The sequence below is a fragment of the Streptomyces tamarix genome, from assembly GCF_032423885.1.
Classification (GTDB): Bacteria; Actinomycetota; Actinomycetes; order Streptomycetales; family Streptomycetaceae; genus Streptomyces; species Streptomyces tamarix.
The window spans coordinates 314,341-333,060 of sequence record NZ_JAWCTQ010000001.1 but is presented as its reverse complement, the minus strand read 5'-3'; the positions used below and the strand labels follow the sequence as shown (position 1 = coordinate 333,060).

General features: G+C 72.3%; 19 protein-coding genes. 12 read left to right on the top strand and 7 right to left on the bottom strand.

The genetic code is table 11. The features are described 5' to 3' along the window. Positions 1-53: 53 nt before the first annotated feature. From RND61_RS01460 to RND61_RS01445, 4 genes are all read left to right on the top strand, one after another. Positions 54-1,334 carry an extracellular solute-binding protein gene (locus RND61_RS01460; RefSeq protein WP_315875754.1) on the top strand — a complete coding sequence of 427 codons (1,281 nt, stop codon included), beginning with the start codon at positions 54-56 and terminating at the stop codon, positions 1,332-1,334. Between the two features lie 75 nt (positions 1,335-1,409). Further along, entirely contained in the window at positions 1,410-2,420 is a 1,011-nt protein-coding gene (locus RND61_RS01455) for a carbohydrate ABC transporter permease (protein WP_315875753.1), read from the top strand. A 119-nt stretch (positions 2,421-2,539) separates the two neighbouring features. Then, positions 2,540-3,331: a carbohydrate ABC transporter permease gene (locus RND61_RS01450; protein WP_315875879.1), complete on the top strand. Its 792-nt coding sequence runs from the start codon at positions 2,540-2,542 to the stop codon at positions 3,329-3,331. Between the two features lie 8 nt (positions 3,332-3,339). Then, positions 3,340-4,863 (top strand): glycoside hydrolase family 3 protein, encoded by a 1,524-nt coding sequence (locus RND61_RS01445; protein WP_315875752.1) that lies wholly within the window; start codon positions 3,340-3,342, stop codon positions 4,861-4,863. Between the two features lie 77 nt (positions 4,864-4,940). Here the strand turns inward: RND61_RS01445 and nagB are convergent, their stop codons facing one another. After that, the gene (gene nagB / locus RND61_RS01440; protein ID WP_315875751.1) at positions 4,941-5,726 is read right to left on the bottom strand and encodes a glucosamine-6-phosphate deaminase; all 786 of its coding nucleotides are present in this window, start codon (positions 5,724-5,726) and stop codon (positions 4,941-4,943) included. Positions 5,727-5,935: 209 nt separating this feature from the next. Between nagB and RND61_RS01435 the strand changes: the two genes are divergently transcribed. Continuing rightward, positions 5,936-6,982 carry an SIS domain-containing protein gene (locus RND61_RS01435; protein WP_315875750.1) on the top strand — a complete coding sequence of 349 codons (1,047 nt, stop codon included), beginning with the start codon at positions 5,936-5,938 and terminating at the stop codon, positions 6,980-6,982. A gap of 329 nt (positions 6,983-7,311) precedes the next feature. Beyond that, positions 7,312-8,775, top strand: a complete 1,464-nt coding sequence (locus RND61_RS01430) for a sensor histidine kinase (protein WP_315875878.1) — start codon at positions 7,312-7,314, stop codon at positions 8,773-8,775. Positions 8,776-8,910: 135 nt separating this feature from the next. On the opposite strand, the gene RND61_RS01425 is transcribed toward RND61_RS01430, so the two are convergent. Both RND61_RS01425 and RND61_RS01420 read right to left on the bottom strand, forming a co-directional pair. After that, positions 8,911-9,168: a WhiB family transcriptional regulator gene (locus tag RND61_RS01425; protein ID WP_003953983.1), complete on the bottom strand. Its 258-nt coding sequence runs from the start codon at positions 9,166-9,168 to the stop codon at positions 8,911-8,913. A gap of 317 nt (positions 9,169-9,485) precedes the next feature. After that, the gene (locus RND61_RS01420) at positions 9,486-10,454 is read right to left on the bottom strand and encodes a diacylglycerol/lipid kinase family protein (RefSeq protein ID WP_315875744.1); all 969 of its coding nucleotides are present in this window, start codon (positions 10,452-10,454) and stop codon (positions 9,486-9,488) included. Positions 10,455-10,523: 69 nt separating this feature from the next. On the opposite strand from RND61_RS01420, the gene RND61_RS01415 reads away from it, so the two are divergent. After that, positions 10,524-10,946 (top strand): hypothetical protein, encoded by a 423-nt coding sequence (locus tag RND61_RS01415; protein WP_315875743.1) that lies wholly within the window; start codon positions 10,524-10,526, stop codon positions 10,944-10,946. Positions 10,947-10,985: 39 nt separating this feature from the next. On the opposite strand, the gene RND61_RS01410 is transcribed toward RND61_RS01415, so the two are convergent. From RND61_RS01410 to RND61_RS01400, 3 genes are all read right to left on the bottom strand, one after another. Then, positions 10,986-11,930 (bottom strand): RNA polymerase sigma factor SigF, encoded by a 945-nt coding sequence (locus RND61_RS01410; RefSeq protein WP_315875742.1) that lies wholly within the window; start codon positions 11,928-11,930, stop codon positions 10,986-10,988. 17 nt (positions 11,931-11,947) lie between these two features. Further along, positions 11,948-12,361 (bottom strand): ATP-binding protein, encoded by a 414-nt coding sequence (locus tag RND61_RS01405; RefSeq protein WP_028963827.1) that lies wholly within the window; start codon positions 12,359-12,361, stop codon positions 11,948-11,950. A gap of 262 nt (positions 12,362-12,623) precedes the next feature. Beyond that, positions 12,624-13,541 (bottom strand): 1-aminocyclopropane-1-carboxylate deaminase/D-cysteine desulfhydrase, encoded by a 918-nt coding sequence (locus RND61_RS01400; protein WP_315875739.1) that lies wholly within the window; start codon positions 13,539-13,541, stop codon positions 12,624-12,626. A gap of 212 nt (positions 13,542-13,753) precedes the next feature. Here RND61_RS01400 and RND61_RS01395 point away from each other — a divergent pair, with 212 nt between their 5' ends. Together RND61_RS01395 and RND61_RS01390 are read left to right on the top strand one after the other, a co-directional pair. After that, on the top strand, positions 13,754-15,178 hold the full coding sequence (locus tag RND61_RS01395) for a family 2B encapsulin nanocompartment shell protein (RefSeq protein ID WP_315875738.1): 1,425 nt from the start codon (positions 13,754-13,756) through the stop codon (positions 15,176-15,178). 91 nt (positions 15,179-15,269) lie between these two features. After that, positions 15,270-16,334 carry a family 2 encapsulin nanocompartment cargo protein polyprenyl transferase gene (locus RND61_RS01390; RefSeq protein ID WP_391652641.1) on the top strand — a complete coding sequence of 355 codons (1,065 nt, stop codon included), beginning with the start codon at positions 15,270-15,272 and terminating at the stop codon, positions 16,332-16,334. A 196-nt stretch (positions 16,335-16,530) separates the two neighbouring features. On the opposite strand, the gene RND61_RS01385 is transcribed toward RND61_RS01390, so the two are convergent. After that, positions 16,531-17,124 (bottom strand): TetR/AcrR family transcriptional regulator, encoded by a 594-nt coding sequence (locus RND61_RS01385; protein WP_315875737.1) that lies wholly within the window; start codon positions 17,122-17,124, stop codon positions 16,531-16,533. Between the two features lie 147 nt (positions 17,125-17,271). Here RND61_RS01385 and RND61_RS01380 point away from each other — a divergent pair, with 147 nt between their 5' ends. The 3 genes from RND61_RS01380 (at position 17,272) to RND61_RS01370 (ending at position 18,642) form a co-directional block, all read left to right on the top strand. Next, complete coding sequence (locus RND61_RS01380; protein WP_315875736.1) at positions 17,272-17,859, top strand: dihydrofolate reductase family protein; 588 nt, start codon at positions 17,272-17,274, stop codon at positions 17,857-17,859. 19 nt (positions 17,860-17,878) lie between these two features. Beyond that, the gene (locus RND61_RS01375) at positions 17,879-18,124 is read left to right on the top strand and encodes a hypothetical protein (RefSeq protein ID WP_315875735.1); all 246 of its coding nucleotides are present in this window, start codon (positions 17,879-17,881) and stop codon (positions 18,122-18,124) included. 62 nt (positions 18,125-18,186) lie between these two features. Next, positions 18,187-18,642 (top strand): DUF6304 family protein, encoded by a 456-nt coding sequence (locus RND61_RS01370; RefSeq protein ID WP_315875734.1) that lies wholly within the window; start codon positions 18,187-18,189, stop codon positions 18,640-18,642. Positions 18,643-18,720 lie beyond the last annotated feature (78 nt).

The window sequence follows — 18,720 nt, the reverse complement described above, 5'->3', positions numbered from 1 at the left end:
TACGTAATGTCTTCGCGGTGGGCGGGGTTGCAGGCATCCCTGAGGAGGGTGGCGTGAAGCGCAAGCTCATCGCGGCGATCGGTGTCGCGGGCATGATGGTCGGCCTCACCGCGTGCGGCGGTTCCGACAGCGGCGGGAACGACAAGGCGGGCGGGGCCAAGGAGCTTACCGTCTGGCTGACCGTCGACGCGCAGAACAACTGGCCCGAGCTGGTCAAGGCCGCCGACGACGCGATCGTCAAGAAGTACCCCGGCATCAAGATCAAGCACGAGTACTACGGCTGGCCCGACAAGAACACCAAGCTCGACGCGGTCCTGGCCACGGACAAGGCCCCCGACGTGGTCGAGATGGGCAACACCGAGATGATCGGCTACATGGCGAAGGGCGCCTTCGCCGAGGTCGACCCGAAGAAGTTCGACAACTCGGACAAGTGGCTGGACGCCCTCAAGGCCTCCGTCACCTACAACGGCAAGACCTACGGCGTCCCCTACTACGCCGGTGGCCGCGTGGGTACCTGGCGCAAGGACATCGCCGCCGAGGCGGGCGTCAAGGACGCCCCGAAGACCTGGGCGGAGCTGACCGCGGCCCTGGACAAGATCCAGGCCAAGAAGGGCGACAAGTTCAGCGCCTGGTACCAGCCCGCGCCCGACTGGTACGCCGCGATGTCCTTCGTCTACGAGGCCGGCGGCTCCATCGCCAAGCAGGACGGCGACACCTGGAAGGCGAACCTCTCCTCGCCGGAGTCGGTCAAGGGCCTCACCGCGTACAAGAACGTCCTCGACAAGTACATGCACGGCGACAAGACGAAGGACGAGTCCGACCGTCCCGTCGTCTTCGGCCAGGGCAACGCCGCCACCATCTTCGGTGCCGGCTGGGAGGGCGCCACCGCCGCCGACCCGAAGAACGACAAGGTCGGGGGGTTGAAGGACAAGCTCCAGGACTTCGTCATGCCCGGCCCGTCCGGCAAGAACCTCCCCGTCTTCCTCGGCGGCTCCGACCTGGCCATCCCGGTCAAGTCCAAGTCCCAGGACGTCGCGGCGGAGTGGATCGCCGTCTTCACCGGCGCCGAGGGCCAGAAGGGCCTCGCCGCCAAGGGCAACCTGCCCAACAACAAGGCGGACCTCGCCCCGCTGAAGGACGACCCGGCGACCGCCGTCCCGGCCACCGCCGCCGAGTACAGCTGGTTCGTCCCGACCGCGCCCGGCTGGGGCCAGGTCGAGAAGGGCCAGATCCTCAAGACGATGCTCGTCGAGATCGCCAACGGCAAGAAGTCGGTCGAGGCCGCCGCGAAGGACGCGGACGCCGCGATCGACAAGGTCATCAACACCAAGTGACCTGAGGGCGGGGCCCCGCCGCACGGCGGGGCCCCGCCGCCCGTACGCACGAGAGGGATCGCTGAGGAGCACGGGATGAGTGCCGCTGAGACAACCACCGCGAAGGCGCCGGCGGTGCGCCACGCGCCACCGCCCGGCCCGGGTGCCGGACCTACCGCCGGGAAGCCGGACGACAAGCGGACCAGGGGCGGTACGGGCCCCGGGGCGGGAGTGCCGTGGCTGCTCCTCGCGCCCTGCCTCACCATTCTGGTGCTGGTGCTCGGCTACCCGCTGGTGCGCCTGGTCACCCTCTCCTTCCAGAAGTTCGGCCAGCCCCAGCTGTGGGGCTTCCAGGAGGCCGAGAGCGCCGGCCTGGAGAACTTCGCCAAGATCCTCGGTGACGGCGAGTTCTGGGCCGTCGTCGTGCGCACGGTGATCTTCGCCGGCGGCGCCGTCATCCTGACCATGGTCCTCGGCATGCTGATCGCGCTGCTGCTCCAGCGGGTCTCGCCCTGGGTGAAGGCGCTCGTCAGCATCGTCCTGGTGGCCAGCTGGGGCATGCCCATCATCGTCGCCACCGCCATCTTCAAGTGGCTGTTCGACGCGGACTACGGCGTGCTCAACTGGCTCATCGACAAGCTGCCCGGCGTCGAGATGATCGGCCACAACTGGTTCGCCAGCGGCCCCCAGGGCCTCGCCGTGATCATGCTGCTGGTCGTGTGGGGCGCCGTGCCCTTCGTCGTGATCACGCTCAGCGCGGGCCTCACCCAGGTCCCCAAGGAACTGGAGGAGGCCGCCCGCCTCGACGGCGCCGGCTCCTGGGGCGTCTTCCGCTACGTCACCCTGCCGATCCTCAAGCCCATCATCGTCATGCTGACGACTCTCTCCGTCATCTGGGACATGGGCGTCTTCCCGCAGGTCTACGTGATGCGCAACGGTCACCCCGAGCCCGAGTTCCAGGTGCTCACCACCTACTCGTTCGACAAGGCGTTCGTCGTCAACGACTACGGCACCGGCTCGGCCATCGCCCTCGTCACGGTCTTCCTCCTGCTCGGCGCGGTCGCCGTCTACATGCGTCAGATGCTCAAGATCGGAGAGGTGGAGTGAGCGCCAACGCCACGGTCGCCACGGCCGACCCCGCGACCCCGGCCGCCCCGACGGCCCCGGCCGCCAAGGTCCCCCGGACCGCCCCCGGCCGCCCGCGCGCCGGGAAGCTCGGCTGGAACCTGCTGGGCCTCCTCGTCTTCGCCATCCTCGGCTTCCCCGTCTACTGGATGGTGAACACGGCCTTCAAGCCGGCCAAGGACGCGATCGACCCGAACCCGCACTTCTTCCCCTCCACCTTCACGCTGGAGAACTTCGAACGCGCCCTGCAGATCGCCGACTTCTGGGGCCCGGTCGGTCGCAGCCTCGTCGTCTCCCTGGTCGTCGTGGTCATCGGCATCGGGGTCGGCATGCTCGCGGCGCTCGCCATCTCGCGGTTCGCCTTCCGCGGACGCAAGGTCGTCATCGTCGGCATCCTCGCCGTCCAGATGGTCCCGCTCGTCGCCATGATCATCCCGGTCTTCCTGCTCCTCAACGACCTGGGTCAGTACGACAAGATCACCGGTCTGATCATCACGTACCTGACCTTCATCCTCCCGTTCACGGTCTGGACCCTGCGCGGCTTCATCGTGAACATCCCCAAGGAGCTGGAGGAGGCGGCCATGGTCGACGGCTGCACCCGCACCGGCGCCTTCGTCCGCGTCGTCTTCCCGCTGCTCGCCCCGGGCATGGTCGCGACGTCCGTCTACGGCTTCATCCAGGCCTGGAACGAGTACCTGTACGCGCTGATGCTGATGAGCCAGCAGAACCAGACGGCCACCGTCTGGCTCGGCAACTTCATCACGAAGAACGGCACCGAGTACGCCCCGATGATGGCGGGCTCCACCATGATGGCCGTCCCGATCGTGATCCTCTTCCTCCTCGTCCAGCGCAAGATGGCCGCGGGTCTCACGGCCGGCGCAGTGAAGGGATGACCGGTCCCATGACCACACTCGTACGCGGCACCTCCGACACGCTCACCCGCGACGCCCTCACCGTCCTCCAGCCCGGCTTCGTGGGCACCACCCCGCCGGAGTGGCTGCTGCGCCGGATCGGCGAGGGGCTCTCCTCGGTCGGCCTGTTCGGCCGCAACATCGCCACTCCCGAGCAGCTGGCCTCCCTCACCGCGCGGCTGCGCGCCGAGCGCGACGACATCCTCGTCGCCATCGACGAGGAGGGCGGCGACGTCACGCGCCTGGAGGTCCGCACCGGCTCCTCCTTCCCCGGGAACTTCGCGCTCGGCGTCGTCGACGACACCGACCTGACCCGTGCCGTCGCCCACGAACTGGGCCGCCGCCTGGCCGCCTGCGGCGTGGACTTCAACTGGGCGCCGTCCGCCGACGTCAACTCGGACCCGAACAACCCGGTCATCGGCGTGCGGTCCTTCGGCGCCGACCCGCGGCTCGTCTCCCGGCACACCGTGGCGTACATCGAGGGCATGCAGTCCGCCGGCGTCGCCGCCTGCACCAAGCACTTCCCCGGACACGGCGACACGAATGTGGACTCACACCTCGCGACGCCCCGCATCGATGTGGATCTGGACACACTGCACGCCCGTGAGCTGGCGCCTTTCCGCGCGGCCATCGCCGCGGGTTCCAAATCGGTGATGAGCGCGCATATCCTGCTGCCCGCGCTCGACCCCGACCGCCCCGCCACCCTGAGCCCGCGGATCCTCACCGGACTGCTGCGCCAGGAGCTGGGCTACGAGGGGCTGATCGTCACCGACGGCATGGAGATGCAGGCCATCGCGTCGGTGTACGGCATCGAGCGCGGTTCCGTCCTCGCGATCGCGGCGGGCGCCGACGCCATCTGCGTCGGCGGCGGCCTGGCGGACGAGGAGACCGTACTGAGCCTGCGCGACGCGCTGGTGGAGGCGGTACGGACCGGTGAACTGTCCGAGGAGCGGCTGGCCGACGCGGCGGCGCGGGTACGCGCCCTCGCGTCCTGGACCCAGGCGCACCGGGCCAGGGGGGCCGGATCGGAGCCGGGCGCGGCGGTGCAGGAGGGGACCGCGCCCGGCACCGGCATCGGTCTGGTGGCGGCGCGCCGCGCGCTGCGCGTGACACCGGGTCAGGCGCCGTACGCGCCGCCGCGGTCGGCGCCGTACGTGGCGTCCTTCGCGCCGGTCGCCAACATCGCCGTGGGCGACGAGACCCCGTGGGGCGTCGGCGCCGAGCTGGAACGGCTGCTGCCGGGAACCCGGACGGGGGCGTACGGCCCGGACGCGGTCGCCGAGGACGTGCTGCGGGCGGCGGGGGAGCGCCGGATCGTGGCCGTCGTGCGCGACGCGCACCGCCACGCCTGGATGAGGGAGGCGCTGGACGGGCTGCTCGCCGCCCGCCCCGACACGGTCGTGGTGGAGATGGGCCTGAACCAGGCTCCGCCGCGCGGGGCCCTGCACATCGCGACGCACGGCGCGGCGCGGGTCTGCGGGATCGCGGCGGCGGAAGTCGTCGCCGGCGCGTAGCGCACACGGCGAAGGGGCCGGGCACCCGAGGAGGGTGCCCGGCCCCTTCCGCGTGCTCCGCGGGGCTCGGCGCCGCTCTACAGGCCCTGCCAGGAGGGCTTGTTGGCGTAGGTGTGGCGGAAGTAGTCGGCGAGCTTCAGCCGGGAGGCGGCGGCCTCGTCGACGACGACCGTCGCGTGCGGGTGCAGCTGGAGCGCGGACGCCGGGACGAGCGCGGCGACCGGGCCCTCGACGGTCTGCGCGACCGCCTCGGCCTTCCCCTCGCCGGTGGCGAGGAGGACCAGGTGGCGGGCCTCCAGGATGGTGCCGATGCCCTGGGTGATGACGTGGTGCGGCACCTGGTCGATGTCGCCGTCGAAGAACCGGGCGTTGTCGATCCGGGTCTGCTCGGTGAGCGTCTTGATGCGGGTGCGGGAGGCGAGCGACGAGCAGGGCTCGTTGAAGCCGATGTGCCCGTCCGTGCCGATGCCGAGTATCTGGAGGTCCACGCCGCCCGCCTCGGCGAGCGCCCGGTCGTACGCCTCGCACGCCGCCTGCACGTCGTCGGCGGTGCCGTCCGGGCCCAGGAACGACTCCGGGCCCAGGCCCAGCGGCTCCACGACCTGGCGCAGCACCGTGGAGCGGTACGACTCGGGGTGCCCGGCGGGCAGCCCGACGTACTCGTCGAGCTGGGCGATCCGGGCGCGCGAGACGTCCACCGCGCCCGAGCGGACCTTGGCGGTCAGGGCGTCGTAGATGGGCAGCGGCGTCGAGCCGGTGGCCACGCCGAGCAGAGCGTCGGGCTTGCGGCGCAGGAGGGCCGCGATCGCCTCCGCGATGAGCTCGCCGCCTGCCTTGGCGTCCTGGACGATGACAACTTCCACGCTGGGCCTGCCGATCTGGGAGGAGGGGAAAGGGAGTCACACGGAAGGTGGTATAGACCAATCTAGCAGAACGGCGCCCGCCGCCCCACGCCTCCGCGCCCCGCGCGCGGCCCGGCTCGCGGCCCGCCGGCGGGGCCCGCCGGCCGGGTGCCCGCCGGACGGGCGGGCACCGCTGGCGGACCGCCGGGATCCCTGGTCGACTGGGACCCATGAGCGACGAGCCCGGACGGATCATGGCGGGGGAGATGGCGGAGCAGCCCGCCGTGCTGCGCCGCATCCTGGAGCGGGGCGCCCCCGGCATCCGCGCGGTCGCGCAGGCCGTCGCCGCGCGCGAGCCGCGCTTCGTCCTGCTGACCGCGCGCGGCACCTCCGACAACGCCGCGCTGTACGCCAAGTACCTCCTGGAGGTCCGCCTCGGCCTGCCCTGCGGCCTCACCTCCATGTCGACGACCACGGCGTACGGGGCGCGGCCCAGGCTGGCCGACGTCCTGGTGATCACCGTCAGCCAGTCCGGCGGCTCGCCCGACCTGGTGGCCTCCACGCAGGCGGCCCGGGAGGCGGGGGCGATCACGCTGGCGGTGACGAACAACCCGGACTCCCCGCTCGCGGCCGTGTCCGAGTACCACATCGACATCCTCGCCGGCCCCGAGAAGGCGCTCCCCGCCACGAAGACGTACACGGCGTCGCTGCTCGCCCTCTACCTCTTCGTGGAGGGCCTGGGCGGTGGCGACGGCTCGGCGGCGCGGGCCCTGCCCGACCTGGCGGAGCGGATCCTGGCCCGCCAGGACGAGGTGCGCGCCCTGGCCGCCCGCTACCGGTTCGCCGAGCGGATGGTGATCACCTCCCGCGGCTACGGCTACCCGACGGCCAAGGAAGCCGCCCTGAAGCTGATGGAGACCAGCTACATCCCGGCGCTCTCCTACTCCGGCGCCGACCTGCTGCACGGCCCGCTCGCCATGGTCGACAACGTCTCGCCCGTCATCGCCGTGGTGACCGACGGGCGCGGCGGGGAGGCGCTCCAGCCGGTCCTGGACCGGCTGCGCGGCCGGGGCGCGGACCTGTTCGTCGTGGGGCCGCAGGCCCAGGTGGAGGCGGCGTCGGCCGGGTTCGTCCTGCCGGTGGACGGCGTTCCGGAGGAGCTCCAGCCGATCCTGGAGATCCTGCCGCTCCAGCTCCTCGCGTACGAGGTGACGATCGCCCGCGGGCAGGACCCGGACGCGCCGAGGGCCCTGGCGAAGGTGACGGAGACCCGCTGAGGGCCGCGCGCGGGCCCCGGAGGCACCCGCGGGCCGCGGCGCCGCGACGGGACCCTCAACCCGTCCGGCACCGCAGCCCGGAGTTGCAACGGCCGGGGGTGTGCGGTCCCGCGGCCGTGGGTGAGGCCTCGACGCAGTCAGGGCAGAGAGCGCCGGAGCCCCGGTCCGCCCTCCTGTGCGGGGAGGACGGAAGCCTTACCACCCATTGTGGACTAGACCAATTCTTCCTGTCCATCCGCTGACGGGAGGCGGTTGCCGGTACATCCTCCACCACGGACCGGCAAAGCACCAGGTTCAACCGCACAGGTACGCTCGCGGATGTGCCGTCCATGAACGACCTCGTCCGCCAGCACACCGCCCTCGGCGACTCCGACCTCGAGTGGCTCCACCTGCTGGTCTCGGAGTGGCAGCTGCTCTCCGACCTCTCCTTCGCCGACCTCGTGCTGTGGGTCCCCACCCGCGACGGCACCCGGTACGTCTCCGTCGCGCAGATGCGCCCCAACACCGGGCCCACCTCCTACCAGGACGACATGGTGGGCCACCTCGTCCCCCGCGGTCGCCGCCCGCTGCTCGACGCCGCCCTCGACGAGGGCCGCATCGTGCGCGAGGGCGACCCGGAGTGGCGCGAGGAGGTCCCCGTACGGGTCGAGTCGATCCCCGTACGGCGCGAGGGCCGCGTCCTCGGCGTGATCGCCCGCAACACCAACCTGCTCACGGTGCGCACGCCCTCCCGGCTGGAGCTCACCTACCTCCAGTCCGCCTCCGACCTCGCCCAGATGATCGCCGCGGGGACCTTCCCCTTCCCCGAGCAGCAGGTCGACATGGACGCCTCGCCGCGCGCCGGCGACGGGCTGATCCGGCTCGACGCGGACGGCGTCGTCCAGTACGCCTCGCCGAACGCGCTCTCCGCGTACCACCGCCTCGGCCTCGCCGCCGACCTGGTCGGCCAGCACCTCGGCCAGATCACCGCCGAGCTGGCGCCCTCCCGCGGCCCGGTCGACGAGGCGCTCGTCAAACTGGCCAGCGGCTACGCCCCGCGCGAGACGGAGATCGAGGGCAACAGCGGCGTCATCCAGCTCCGCGCCATCCCCCTCAAGCCGAAGGGCACCCGGATCGGTTCGCTCGTCCTGCTCCGCGACGTGACGGAACTGCGCCGCCGCGAACGCGAGCTGATCACCAAGGACGCCACCATCCGGGAGATCCACCACCGGGTGAAGAACAACCTCCAGACGGTCGCCGCGCTGCTGCGCCTCCAGGCCCGCCGGATGGACTCCGACCGGGGTCGGGAGGCGCTGAACGAGGCGGTGCGCCGGGTCGGCTCGATCGCCATCGTCCACGAGACCCTGTCGCAGAACCTGGACGAGCGCGTCGAGTTCGACGACATCGCGGACCGGGTGATCTCGATGGTGGCGGAGATCTCCCCGGGCAAGGTGACCTGCCGGCGCAACGGGCGCTTCGGCATCCTCGACGCCGAGGTCGCCACGCCCCTGTCGATGGTGCTCACCGAGGTCCTGCAGAACGCCCTGGAGCACGCCTTCGCCCCGGCCGAGCAGGGGACGGTGGAGGTCACGGCGGTCCGCGGCGAGGGGCGCGACCCGCGGCTGCTGATCACCGTTCAGGACGACGGCCGCGGCCTGCCGGAGGGCTTCGACCCGCAGCGCGCCGGCAACCTGGGGCTCCAGATCGTACGGACGCTGGTGGAGGGGGAGTTGGGCGGCACGTTCGACATGCGCCCGGCGCCCGACCGGGGGACGCGCGTGGTGCTGGACGTGCCGGTCCGCGCGCAGAAGTAGCCGCCGCCCCGGTCGCGTCCCCGGCGCGCCCGGGGCGCGAACGCCAGCGAGCCCCGGACCGATTCGTACGGTCCGGGGCTCGAACGCTGTGGGTTACTGCTGCGCGCTGCTACTCGGGAGGCGCGGTGGCGGTGCTCAGGCGCTGGCGTTCCGCGCCCGGTTACGGGCGGCGCGGCGCTTCATCGCGCGGCGCTCGTCCTCGCTGAGGCCACCCCAGACGCCGGAGTCCTGGCCGGACTCGAGCGCCCACTGCAGGCACTGCTCCATCACGGGGCAGCGACGGCAGACGGCCTTGGCTTCCTCGATCTGCAGCAGCGCAGGACCGGTGTTGCCGATGGGGAAGAACAGCTCGGGGTCTTCCTCACGACAAACGGCGTTGTGACGCCAGTCCATGGCTGCTACCTCTCCTTGGTGTTGCATGCAAGTTGCTTGTGAATGTGAACGCTTTCACGAATCCCTCCGCAAGGGAAGGGCCGACGGCCAGATGAACTGGTGTGGACCTGGTTTGAGGAGGGGTTCTGGCTCTCACTGGAGGCCGGTGCTGCGGGCCGTCCCGATCGCCACGTAGAGACTCGCAAACCTCGGCGGCGGATACAACCCCTTCCGGAAAGTTTTTTTTGATTCCTCGGTGTCGGCTAGGTCACAGCCGTACTTCCATGGGGTGGACCCCAGCCCATACGTTCGAGATAAAGGGCCAAGGGCCCTTCTACTCACACAATCACACCCAGTGCACGGCGAACGCCTGTGAACGTCACGCTCGTGCGGAGGCCCAGGTGGTCTCCGTCCATCTGGAACGGCAGCGGGACCTTCGAATGCAAGGCGAAGTCCGTCAGGTCGTGGAGCGAGACCGCGTGCTTGCCGCGCGGCCCGCGCTCCGGACTGGACGTCAGCAACTGCGTCCCGTACCGGGCGACGGCGGGCCCCGAGAGCCGGTTCAGCCCCAGCACGTCGAGGGCCTTGTCGAAGGACGCCTCCGGCGACGCGTACACGGGCTTGTTCCCCAGGTACGTCCAGGGAGCCGTGTTGCAGACTATCGACAGCACCAGGTCCTCGACCGGACCGTGGCCCGGCCGCTCCAGCGTGATCGTGCCGTGCCGCCGGTGCGGGTCCACCAGCAGCTGGCGGACGACCTGCCGCAGGTACAGGGCGTGCGTCGACCGCTTGCCCCGCTCCCGCTGCTGCTCGACGCGGCCGATCACGCCCGCGTCGAAGCCGAGGCCCGCGCAGAACGTGAACCAGCGGGCCGGCACCGCCTCGTCCTCCGTGCCGGGCGTACCGGCCGCAAGGCCGAGACCGACCGTCCGGCTCCGCTGCTCGCGCAGGGCGTCGAGGATCGCGCCGGTCGCCTCGACGGCGTCGTTCGGCAGGCCGAGCGCGCGGGCGAACACGTTCGTGGACCCGCCGGGCACCACCGCCAGCCGCGGCAGCCGGTCCGGGTCGGGGCCGCGGTGCAGCAGACCGTTGACGACCTCGTTGACCGTGCCGTCCCCGCCGAGCGCGACGACCAGGTCGACGTCCTCCATGTCGGCGGCCCGCCGGGCGAGGTCCCGGGCGTGGCCCCGGTACTCCGTCGTCACGGCGTCCAGCTTCATCTCGCTGGCGAGCGCGTGGATCAGCACGTCACGGGTGCGGGCACTCGTGGTGGTGGCTGCCGGGTTGACCACGAGAAGTGCGCGCATGCCCGCCAGGTTACCTACCGCGCGGTACCGCGCCCAGGGGGGCCGGGAGCGGGCGGCTACCCTGCTGGGGTGAGCAGCACCGAACAGAACCCCGCCCCCACGACGCGTCCTCCCCGCGTGACGGCCGCCGCGGCGGTGGCCGGACTGGAGGCGCTCGCCCTCTTCGCCGGAGGCGTCTACGTCCTCGTGAACACCCTGACCGGCACCCCCGACGACGTCACCCAGGCCCTCACCGGCGCTGCGACGCTCATCGCGCTCGGCCTCATCCCGCTGCTGGCGGCGCGGGGCCTGCTGCTGTGCCGCAGCTGGAGCCGGGGACCGGCGATCATCACGCAGATCCTGGCGCTGCCGGTGGCGTACACGCTCCTGACGAGCGCGGGCGCGGCGATCCCGGCGGGGATCGCGCTGGCGGTGGCCGCAGTGGCCGCGCTGGTGCTCCTGGTCCACCCCGCCACCACCCGGGCCCTGGGCATCACCCGGCACACCCCCTGACGGGCCGCCGGGTCCACCCTGGCCCGCCCGCCGGTGGTGTCACTCCTCCACCAGGAGCTTCTCCCGGAGCTGGGCCAGCGTGCGGGCCAGCAGCCGGGAGACGTGCATCTGGGAGATGCCCACCTCCTGCGCGATCTGCGACTGCGTCATGTTCCCGAAGAACCGCAGCAGCAGGATCCGCTTCTCCCGCGGCGGCAGGCCCTCCAGCAGCGGCTTGAGCGACTCCCGGTACTCGACGCCCTCCAGCGCCTCGTCCTCGGCGCCCAGCGTGTCCGCGACCGCGGGCGACTCGTCGTCCGTGTCGGGCACGTCCAGCGACAGCGTCGAGTACGCGTTCGCGGACTCCAGGCCCTCCAGGACCTCCTCCTCGGAGATCCCCAGCTTCTCCGCCAGCTCGTGCACGGTCGGCGACCGTCCGTGCCGCTGGGACAGCTCCGCCGTCGCCGTCGTGAGCGACAGCCGCAGCTCCTGGAGGCGCCGCGGCACCCGGACGGCCCAGCCCTTGTCGCGGAAGTGCCGCTTGATCTCGCCCACGACCGTCGGCGTCGCGTACGTCGAGAACTCGACGCCCCGCTCCGGGTCGAACCGGTCCACGGACTTGATCAGGCCGATCGTCGCGACCTGCGTCAGGTCGTCCAGCGGCTCGCCCCGGTTCCGGAACCGGCGCGCGAGGTGCTCGACGAGCGGCAGGTGCATCCGCACCAGCTGGTTGCGCAGCTCGGCCCGCTCCGGCGAGCCGTCCGGCAGGCCGCGCAGCTCGACGAACATCGCCCGTGCGCCGCTCCGGTCCTGCGGATCGTGCTGCTGGCCCCTGTTCCGCTGCTCGTGCTCGCTCTCGCCCATCCGTGCCGCCCGTTCCGCCCGCGCCCGCTCCGGCGCCTCCGCCAGGCCGTCCACCGGGTGCGGCCGCGCCTGCTGCTCCGGGATGCCCGCGATGCCCTCCGCCGCGTCCACGGCCCGCGGGCCGCGCTCCTCGTTCCGCACCGGACCGCCCCCGTCCCTCACGCCGGCCCGGGACCCGCGCCGCGCTGTTTGTACAGGCTGATCGAGACCGTACGGTCGTCCGCGACCGACGAGTCCACCTTGCCCGCCAGGGCGGACAGCACCGTCCAGGCGAACGTGTCCCGCTCGGGGGCGCGGCCGTCGGTCGTGGGCGCCGACACCGTGACCTCCAGCGAATCGTCGATCAGCCGGAACACGCAGCTGAGGACCGAGCCGGCCACGGCCTGCTGGAGCAGGATCGCGCACGCCTCGTCGACCGCGATGCGCAGGTCCTCGATCTCGTCGAGGGTGAAGTCCAAGCGCGCTGCCAAGCCGGCCGTGGCCGTACGCAGCACGGACAGGTAGGCACCCGCAGCGGGCAGCCGGACTTCCACGAAGTCCTGGGTCCCGGGCTCGCCTGCGATCTGGGACACCCTCACCTCCAAGGTGGCACAAACTCGTTCGGGGACCGGGAGGAGCGAGATCCCCCCGGAACCGTGCGGTACGCAGGAATGCGTAGTCGCCGTGACGCTATCGCGATCCGTGCCGCCGTGTCGCCGGGGTCCCGGACCGACACCCGTCACTCATGGTAAGCATATGGGTACGTACAGTGGCTAGGGGCCTGCGGCATCCAATCCTGAAGAATTGGCGGAGGGTTGACGTACCCATGCGCCGCGCGATCGAACCGTCCGCGTCTCAGGTCCGCCACCCCCTGTCCGGATCCGGCCGCCCGGTCACCACCGCGGCGACCGTCGTACCAGGTGCGAAGGCGCCCTCCTCCGCCAGCGCGACCAGCGCGTACAGCATCTTGGCGACATAGAGCCGCTCCACCGCGAGCCCGTGGCGCGCCGCGAAGTCCTCCGCGAACGCCTCCAGCGCGGGGCCCGTCCGCCCGTACCCGCCGAAGTGGAACCGGTCGTCCAGGCTCCACTCGCCGACCGGCCCGCCGAACGCCGCGGTCTGCAGCGCCCGCACCTCCCCGCCCAGGAAGCCGCCCTTCAGGACCGGTACGCCCAGCGCCCGCTGCCCCGGCGCCAGGCCCGCCGCCAGCCCGGCCAGCGTCCCGCCCGTGCCGCACGCCACCGCCACCACGTCCGCCCGGCCCCGCAGCTCCCGGCCCAGCTCCGCGCAGCCGCGCACCGCCGCCGCGTTGCTGCCGCCCTCCGGGACGACCACCGTGCCCCGCGGCGCGTCCCGCAGCAGCCGCGCCACCACCTCCGGGTCGCCCTTCGCGCGGTACGTCGCCCGGTCGACGAACAGCAGGCGCATCCCGTCCGCCGCGCACCGCTCCAGCGACGGGTTCAGCGGCCGCCCGGCCAGCTCGTCGCCGCGGACCACTCCGATGGTCGGGAAGCCCAGCAGCCGCCCCGCCGCCGCGGTCGCCCGCAGGTGGTTCGAGTACGCCCCGCCGAAGGTCAGCACCGGCCGCCCGGCCGCCGCGGCCAGGTTCGGCGCCAGCTTCCGCCACTTGTTGCCCACCAGGTCCGGGTGGACCAGGTCGTCCCGCTTCAGCAGCAGCCGCAGGCCGCGCCGGGCGAACCGGTCGTCGTCGGCCGGCCGCAGCGGCGAGGGCAGCCGCGGCTCCAGGGCGGCGGCGGGGTCGAGGGAGGTCACCCGCCCATTGTGCGGCTTCGCGCGGCGTGCGAACCGATTCGCACCCATGATCGACTTTTCGCCGGACGGAAGCGCTGCGGAAATCGAAAACCACGTCTCTCTGCCCTCTTCTCCACTCTCCAATCCCACCCATTCGTGTAATGGCATCCTCACAGTGTGTGCTGAAAGGCTTCGCCGGCAGGACGGATTCAGATCATCGAGGGGGACCTCTCATGTCGGTTGGTTCGGTTGGTTCGGTCGGCGACGGCGCCCGGGTGGAGCAGGACCCCCCGCAGCAGAGCCTCGGCACCGCCGCCGCGCGGAACCTGGCGACCACCACCAAGTCGGCGCCCCAGATGCAGGAGATCACCTCCCGGTGGCTCCTGCGGATGCTGCCGTGGGTACAGGTCCAGGGCGGCACGTACCGGGTGAACCGGCGGTTCACGTACGCCGTGGGCGACGGCCGCGTCACGTTCGTGCAGACCGGCGAGCGGGTCGAGGTGATCCCCGCCGAACTGGGCGAACTGCCCGCCCTGCGCGGATACGGCGACGAGGCGGCGCTCGCCGAGCTGGCCCGGCGGTGCTCCCAGCGCGCGTTCGCGCCCGGTGACGTGATCGCCGAGGCCGGGGCCCCCGCGGACCGGGTCTTCCTGCTGGCGCACGGCAAGGTCGAGAAGGTCGGCGCCGGCCCGTACGGCGACGAGGCCGTCGTCGACGTCCTCGCGGACGGCGGGTACTTCGGCGACGCGTCCCTCCTCGACGGCGGGGCCACCTGGGAGTACACCCACCGCGCCGCCACCGCCTGCGTGACGCTGGAGCTGACCCGCGCCGACGTCCTCAACCTCGCCGAGCGCGCCGGGACCCTCGCCGAGCACCTGGCCGGCATGGCCGCGATCCCGCGGCAGCGGACCAACAAGTACGGCGAGAAGGCGATCGACCTCTCCGCCGGGCACCAGGGCGAGCCGGTCATCCCGCACACCTACGTCGACTACGACCCGTCCCCGCGCGAGTACGAGCTGAGCGTCGCCCAGACCGTGCTGAAGGTCCACACGCGCGTGGCGGACCTCTACAACCAGCCGATGAACCAGACCGAGCAGCAGCTGCGGCTCACGGTCGAGGCGCTGCGCGAGCGCCAGGAGCACGAGCTGGTCAACAACCACGAGTTCGGCCTCCTCGCCAACTGCGACTACGGCCAGCGGCTCCAGCCCCACGACGGCGCGCCCACCCCGGACGACATGGACGAGCTGCTGTCCCGCCGCCGGGGCAGCAAGATGTTCCTCGCCCACCCGAAGGCCATCGCCGCCTTCGGCCGCGAGTGCAACAGGCGCGGCCTGGTCCCCGAGAGCATCGACGTCGGCGGGCACCGCATCCCCACCTGGCGCGGCGTGCCGATCTTCCCCTGCAACAAGATCCCGATCAGCGAGGCCCGCACCACGTCCATCCTCTGCATGCGCACCGGGGAGTCCGAGCAGGGCGTCGTCGGCCTCCACCAGACCGGGATCCCCGACGAGATCGAGCCGAGCATGTCGGTGCGCTTCATGGGGATCGACGAGCAGGCCATCATCTCGTACCTGGTCACGGCCTACTACTCTGCGGCGATCCTGGTGCCGGACGCCCTGGGGATCCTGGAGAACGTCGAGATCGGCCGCTGGAGGTGAGGACCGGGTACGGGCGGGGCGCGCCCTGCACCGGCGCGCCCCGCCCATACCCCCGCCCCGGGACGTACGCGCACGAGCGGAGGAGGAGAGGGTGACGCTGACCGGCACGGACAGGACCGGCACGTGGTACGAGGACGGCGACCGGGACGCGGCGGCGCTCCTCGACCGCGCGCACGCCGTCGTCGCCCCCCGGCTGCGCGCCGACCTCGCCGCCCTGCCCGCCCCGCTGCGGCGCGTGGCCATGTACCACTTCGGGTGGGAGCACGCCGACGGCACACAAGCCGCCGGCCGGGCCGGGAAGGCGGTCCGCCCCGCCCTCGTCCTCGCCTCGGCCCGCGCCCTGGGCGGCGACCCGGACACCGCCGTGCGGGCCGCCGCCGCCGTGGAGCTGGTGCACAACTTCACCCTCCTCCACGACGACATCGTCGACGAGGACCGCACTCGCCGGGACCGGCCCACCGCGTGGGCGGTCTTCGGCGTGCCCGACGCGCTCGTCACCGGCGACGCCCTGCAGGCCCTCGCCCTGACCGCCCTCGCCGCGGAGCGGCACCCGGCGTCGGCGCCGGCCGCGGCCCGGCTCGGCGCGTGCGTGGTCGAGCTGTGCGCGGGACAGCAGGCCGACTGCGCCTTCGAGGAGCGCCGTCCCGGCGACGTGACCCTCGACGAGTGCCTCGCCATGGCCGAGGCCAAGACGGGCGCGCTGCTCGGCTGCGCCTGCGCCCTGGGCGCGCTGTACGCGGGCGCGGGGGAGGCCGAGGTCGCCGCGATGGACGCGTTCGGCCGGCAGGCCGGGCTGGCGTTCCAGTTGATCGACGACCTCATCGGCATCTGGGGCGACCCGCGGCGCACCGGCAAGCCGGCAGGGGCGGACCTGGCCGCCCGCAAGAAGTCGCTGCCCGTCGTCGCCGCGCTCACGTCCGGGACGGCCGAGGGCGCGGAGCTGGCCGAGCTGTACGGGCGGCCGGCCCTGGACGAGGAGGACGTGGCACGCGCCGCCGGGATCGTCGAGCGGGCCGGCGGCCGGGACTGGGCGCAGGCGGAGGCCGCGGACCGGATGGCGCGGGCGGTGCACGAGCTGTCGTGCGCGGTGCCGGACCTCGATGCAGCGGGGGAGCTGCTGGCGCTGGCCGAGTTCGTGACGCGGCGGAGCCACTGACCCCGGCCCGTACGGGCCGACGGTCAGGGTCCGTGCGGCTCATGGTCCGGGTTTCGTACGGGTCGGCGGTCCGGGATCGTACGGGCTCATGGTCCGGGCCCGTACGGGCCGACGGTCCGGGTCCGTAAGGCGGCGGTCCGGGGCCGTACGGTAACGATCCGGATCCGTACGGGTCCGTGGTTCGGGTCCGTACGGGCTAACGGTCCGGGTCCGTACGGGTCTCGGGCACGATGCGTTCGACGAGGGCGTCGACCGTCCGGTCCAGCTCCGCCGCGGGGAGCACGCCCGGCAGGGTGAGGTGCTCCAGCAGCAGGCCGTTCATGGCGAGGTACAGGGCGAGGACGGTGCCGGCGTCGCCGGGCAGCCCCGCGTCCAGGTGGAAGCGGATGTTGCGGTCGAGCTCCTCGCGCACGGCCCTGTTCAGTTCGGCCTGGAGCGCCGGGCGGCGGGTGGCCTCCAGTCGTAGCTCCAGCAGCGCCAGGTAGCCGGTGCGCTCCTCCGCCATGCGCCGGACCAGCCACTTCATCAGCTCGGCGACCAGTTCGCGGCGGGGCTCCGGGCGCATCGCCGTGTCGACCTGCTCGGGCGGCGGGGTCATGCGGACGTGGATGCGGGAGCCCGCCTGGGTGAGCAGGTCGTCCCGGCTGGAGAAGTAGTTGGACGCCGTACCGGCGGGGACGCCCGCCCGCGCGTCCACCGCCCGGAACGTCAGTCCCCGGGCGCCCTCGTGGGCCAGTACGTCGATGGCGGCGTCGAGCAGCGCGCGCCTGCGTTCCGGATTGCCGGCCACGGGCCTTCCTCCCTCTTCCGTCCCGTCCGTGCGACAGGTGTCCGAAAATCGTCCTTGCTGCAACCACTACGGACGTAGCACTATAGCCGTAGTGGTTGCGACCGCTCGCGGTCGGCCCCGCCACTTCCCGGATCCGAAGGACATGGTTTGCGCACTCTGACGTATTTCGTCGCCTGCTCGCTCGACGGTTTCATCGGCGACCCGAAGGGTGACGCCTCCTCCATGTTCCAGTTCCTGGACGAGGAGTACGTCGGCTACCTCGCCGCCGAGTACCCGGAGACCCTCAACACCGAGGGACGCCGCATGTTCGGCATCGCCGACGCCCCGAACAAGCACTTCGACACGGTCATCCAGGGCCGCGGCAGCTACCGGCTCGGCCTGGACGCCGGCCTGGCCAGCCCGTACGGCCACCTCCGGGAGATCGTCGCCTCCCGCACCCTCAAGACCTCCCCGCACCCGAACGTGGAGATCGTCTCCGACGACCTGGTCACCCGCGTCCGAGCCCTGAAGGCGGAGGAGGGCCCGCTCGGCATCTGGCTGTGCGGCGGCGCCACCGTCGCCGGGGAGCTGATCGACGAGGTCGACGAACTCGTGATCAAGTCATACCCGCAGGTCTACGGCTCGGGGATGCCGATGTTCGGCGGCGCCGCCTTCGCCGTCACCGACTTCGCCCTGCGGGACGCCCGGACCTTCGGCAACGGCGTCGTCATCCGCTGGTACGGCCGAAACCGCTGAACCGCAATACCCTGGAGACATGGGCAGCGAAGGACGCCGAACCGTCCGCCGCCCGCGGGAGGACCCGACCGCCGAGCCGGTGTGCCCCTCCTGCGGACAGCCTGTCGGCAAGGCCATACATCGACGCAAGGTGCTCGGCGCGTGGGTCCCCGCCTGGGAGCCCCGGCCGTGCCACAACCCGCGGTGCGACCGCTTCGGCAGGGCGCCGCATAAGGACGGGGGCCGGCTGGGGAACGAGACGGGCAACAGCGCCGAGATCGGCTGAAGTCAGGCTCCGGGGGTGTCCGGCGTCACGCCGGAGGCGGGCGTACCGCTACAGTCCGCGCCATGTCATCGGAGTCATCGGAGTCGACCGAAGTCTGGACCGGCTGGTACCGGGACCGCCGCGGGGCGGAAGCCGTCCTCATCACGTCGGACGGGCGGGGCGTCAGCACCCGCGTCAGGGGCGTGCACTACGCGGGCGGCGGCTTCGCCGACCTGCGGGCGGCCGAGGAGAGCGGCGGGCTGCCGCTGGCGGGCTGCGTGCTCGAATGGGACCTGCCGCTGCCGGTGGTCGCCGACGGCACGTCCCAGCAGGCGACGCTCTGCTGCCTGCTGACGATCGGCGAAGCGCTGTCCGACGGGTCGCCGGAGCGGGTGGACCTGCAACTCACCCTGCACTACGGGGGAACGGCGTACGAGTCGGGGGTCACGGGCGGCGACTTCGACCGGGCCCTCGGCCGGATCCTGCGCCAGTTGCCGCCCGGCGCGCGGTTCGCCCGCGACCTGATCCAGGCGGCGTAGGGACGGCGGGGCGGCGACGGCGCCACCGCTCTCCGCGCCGCCGTCTCCTGGCTCCCCGCGCCCTCCTCCCCGCGCCGG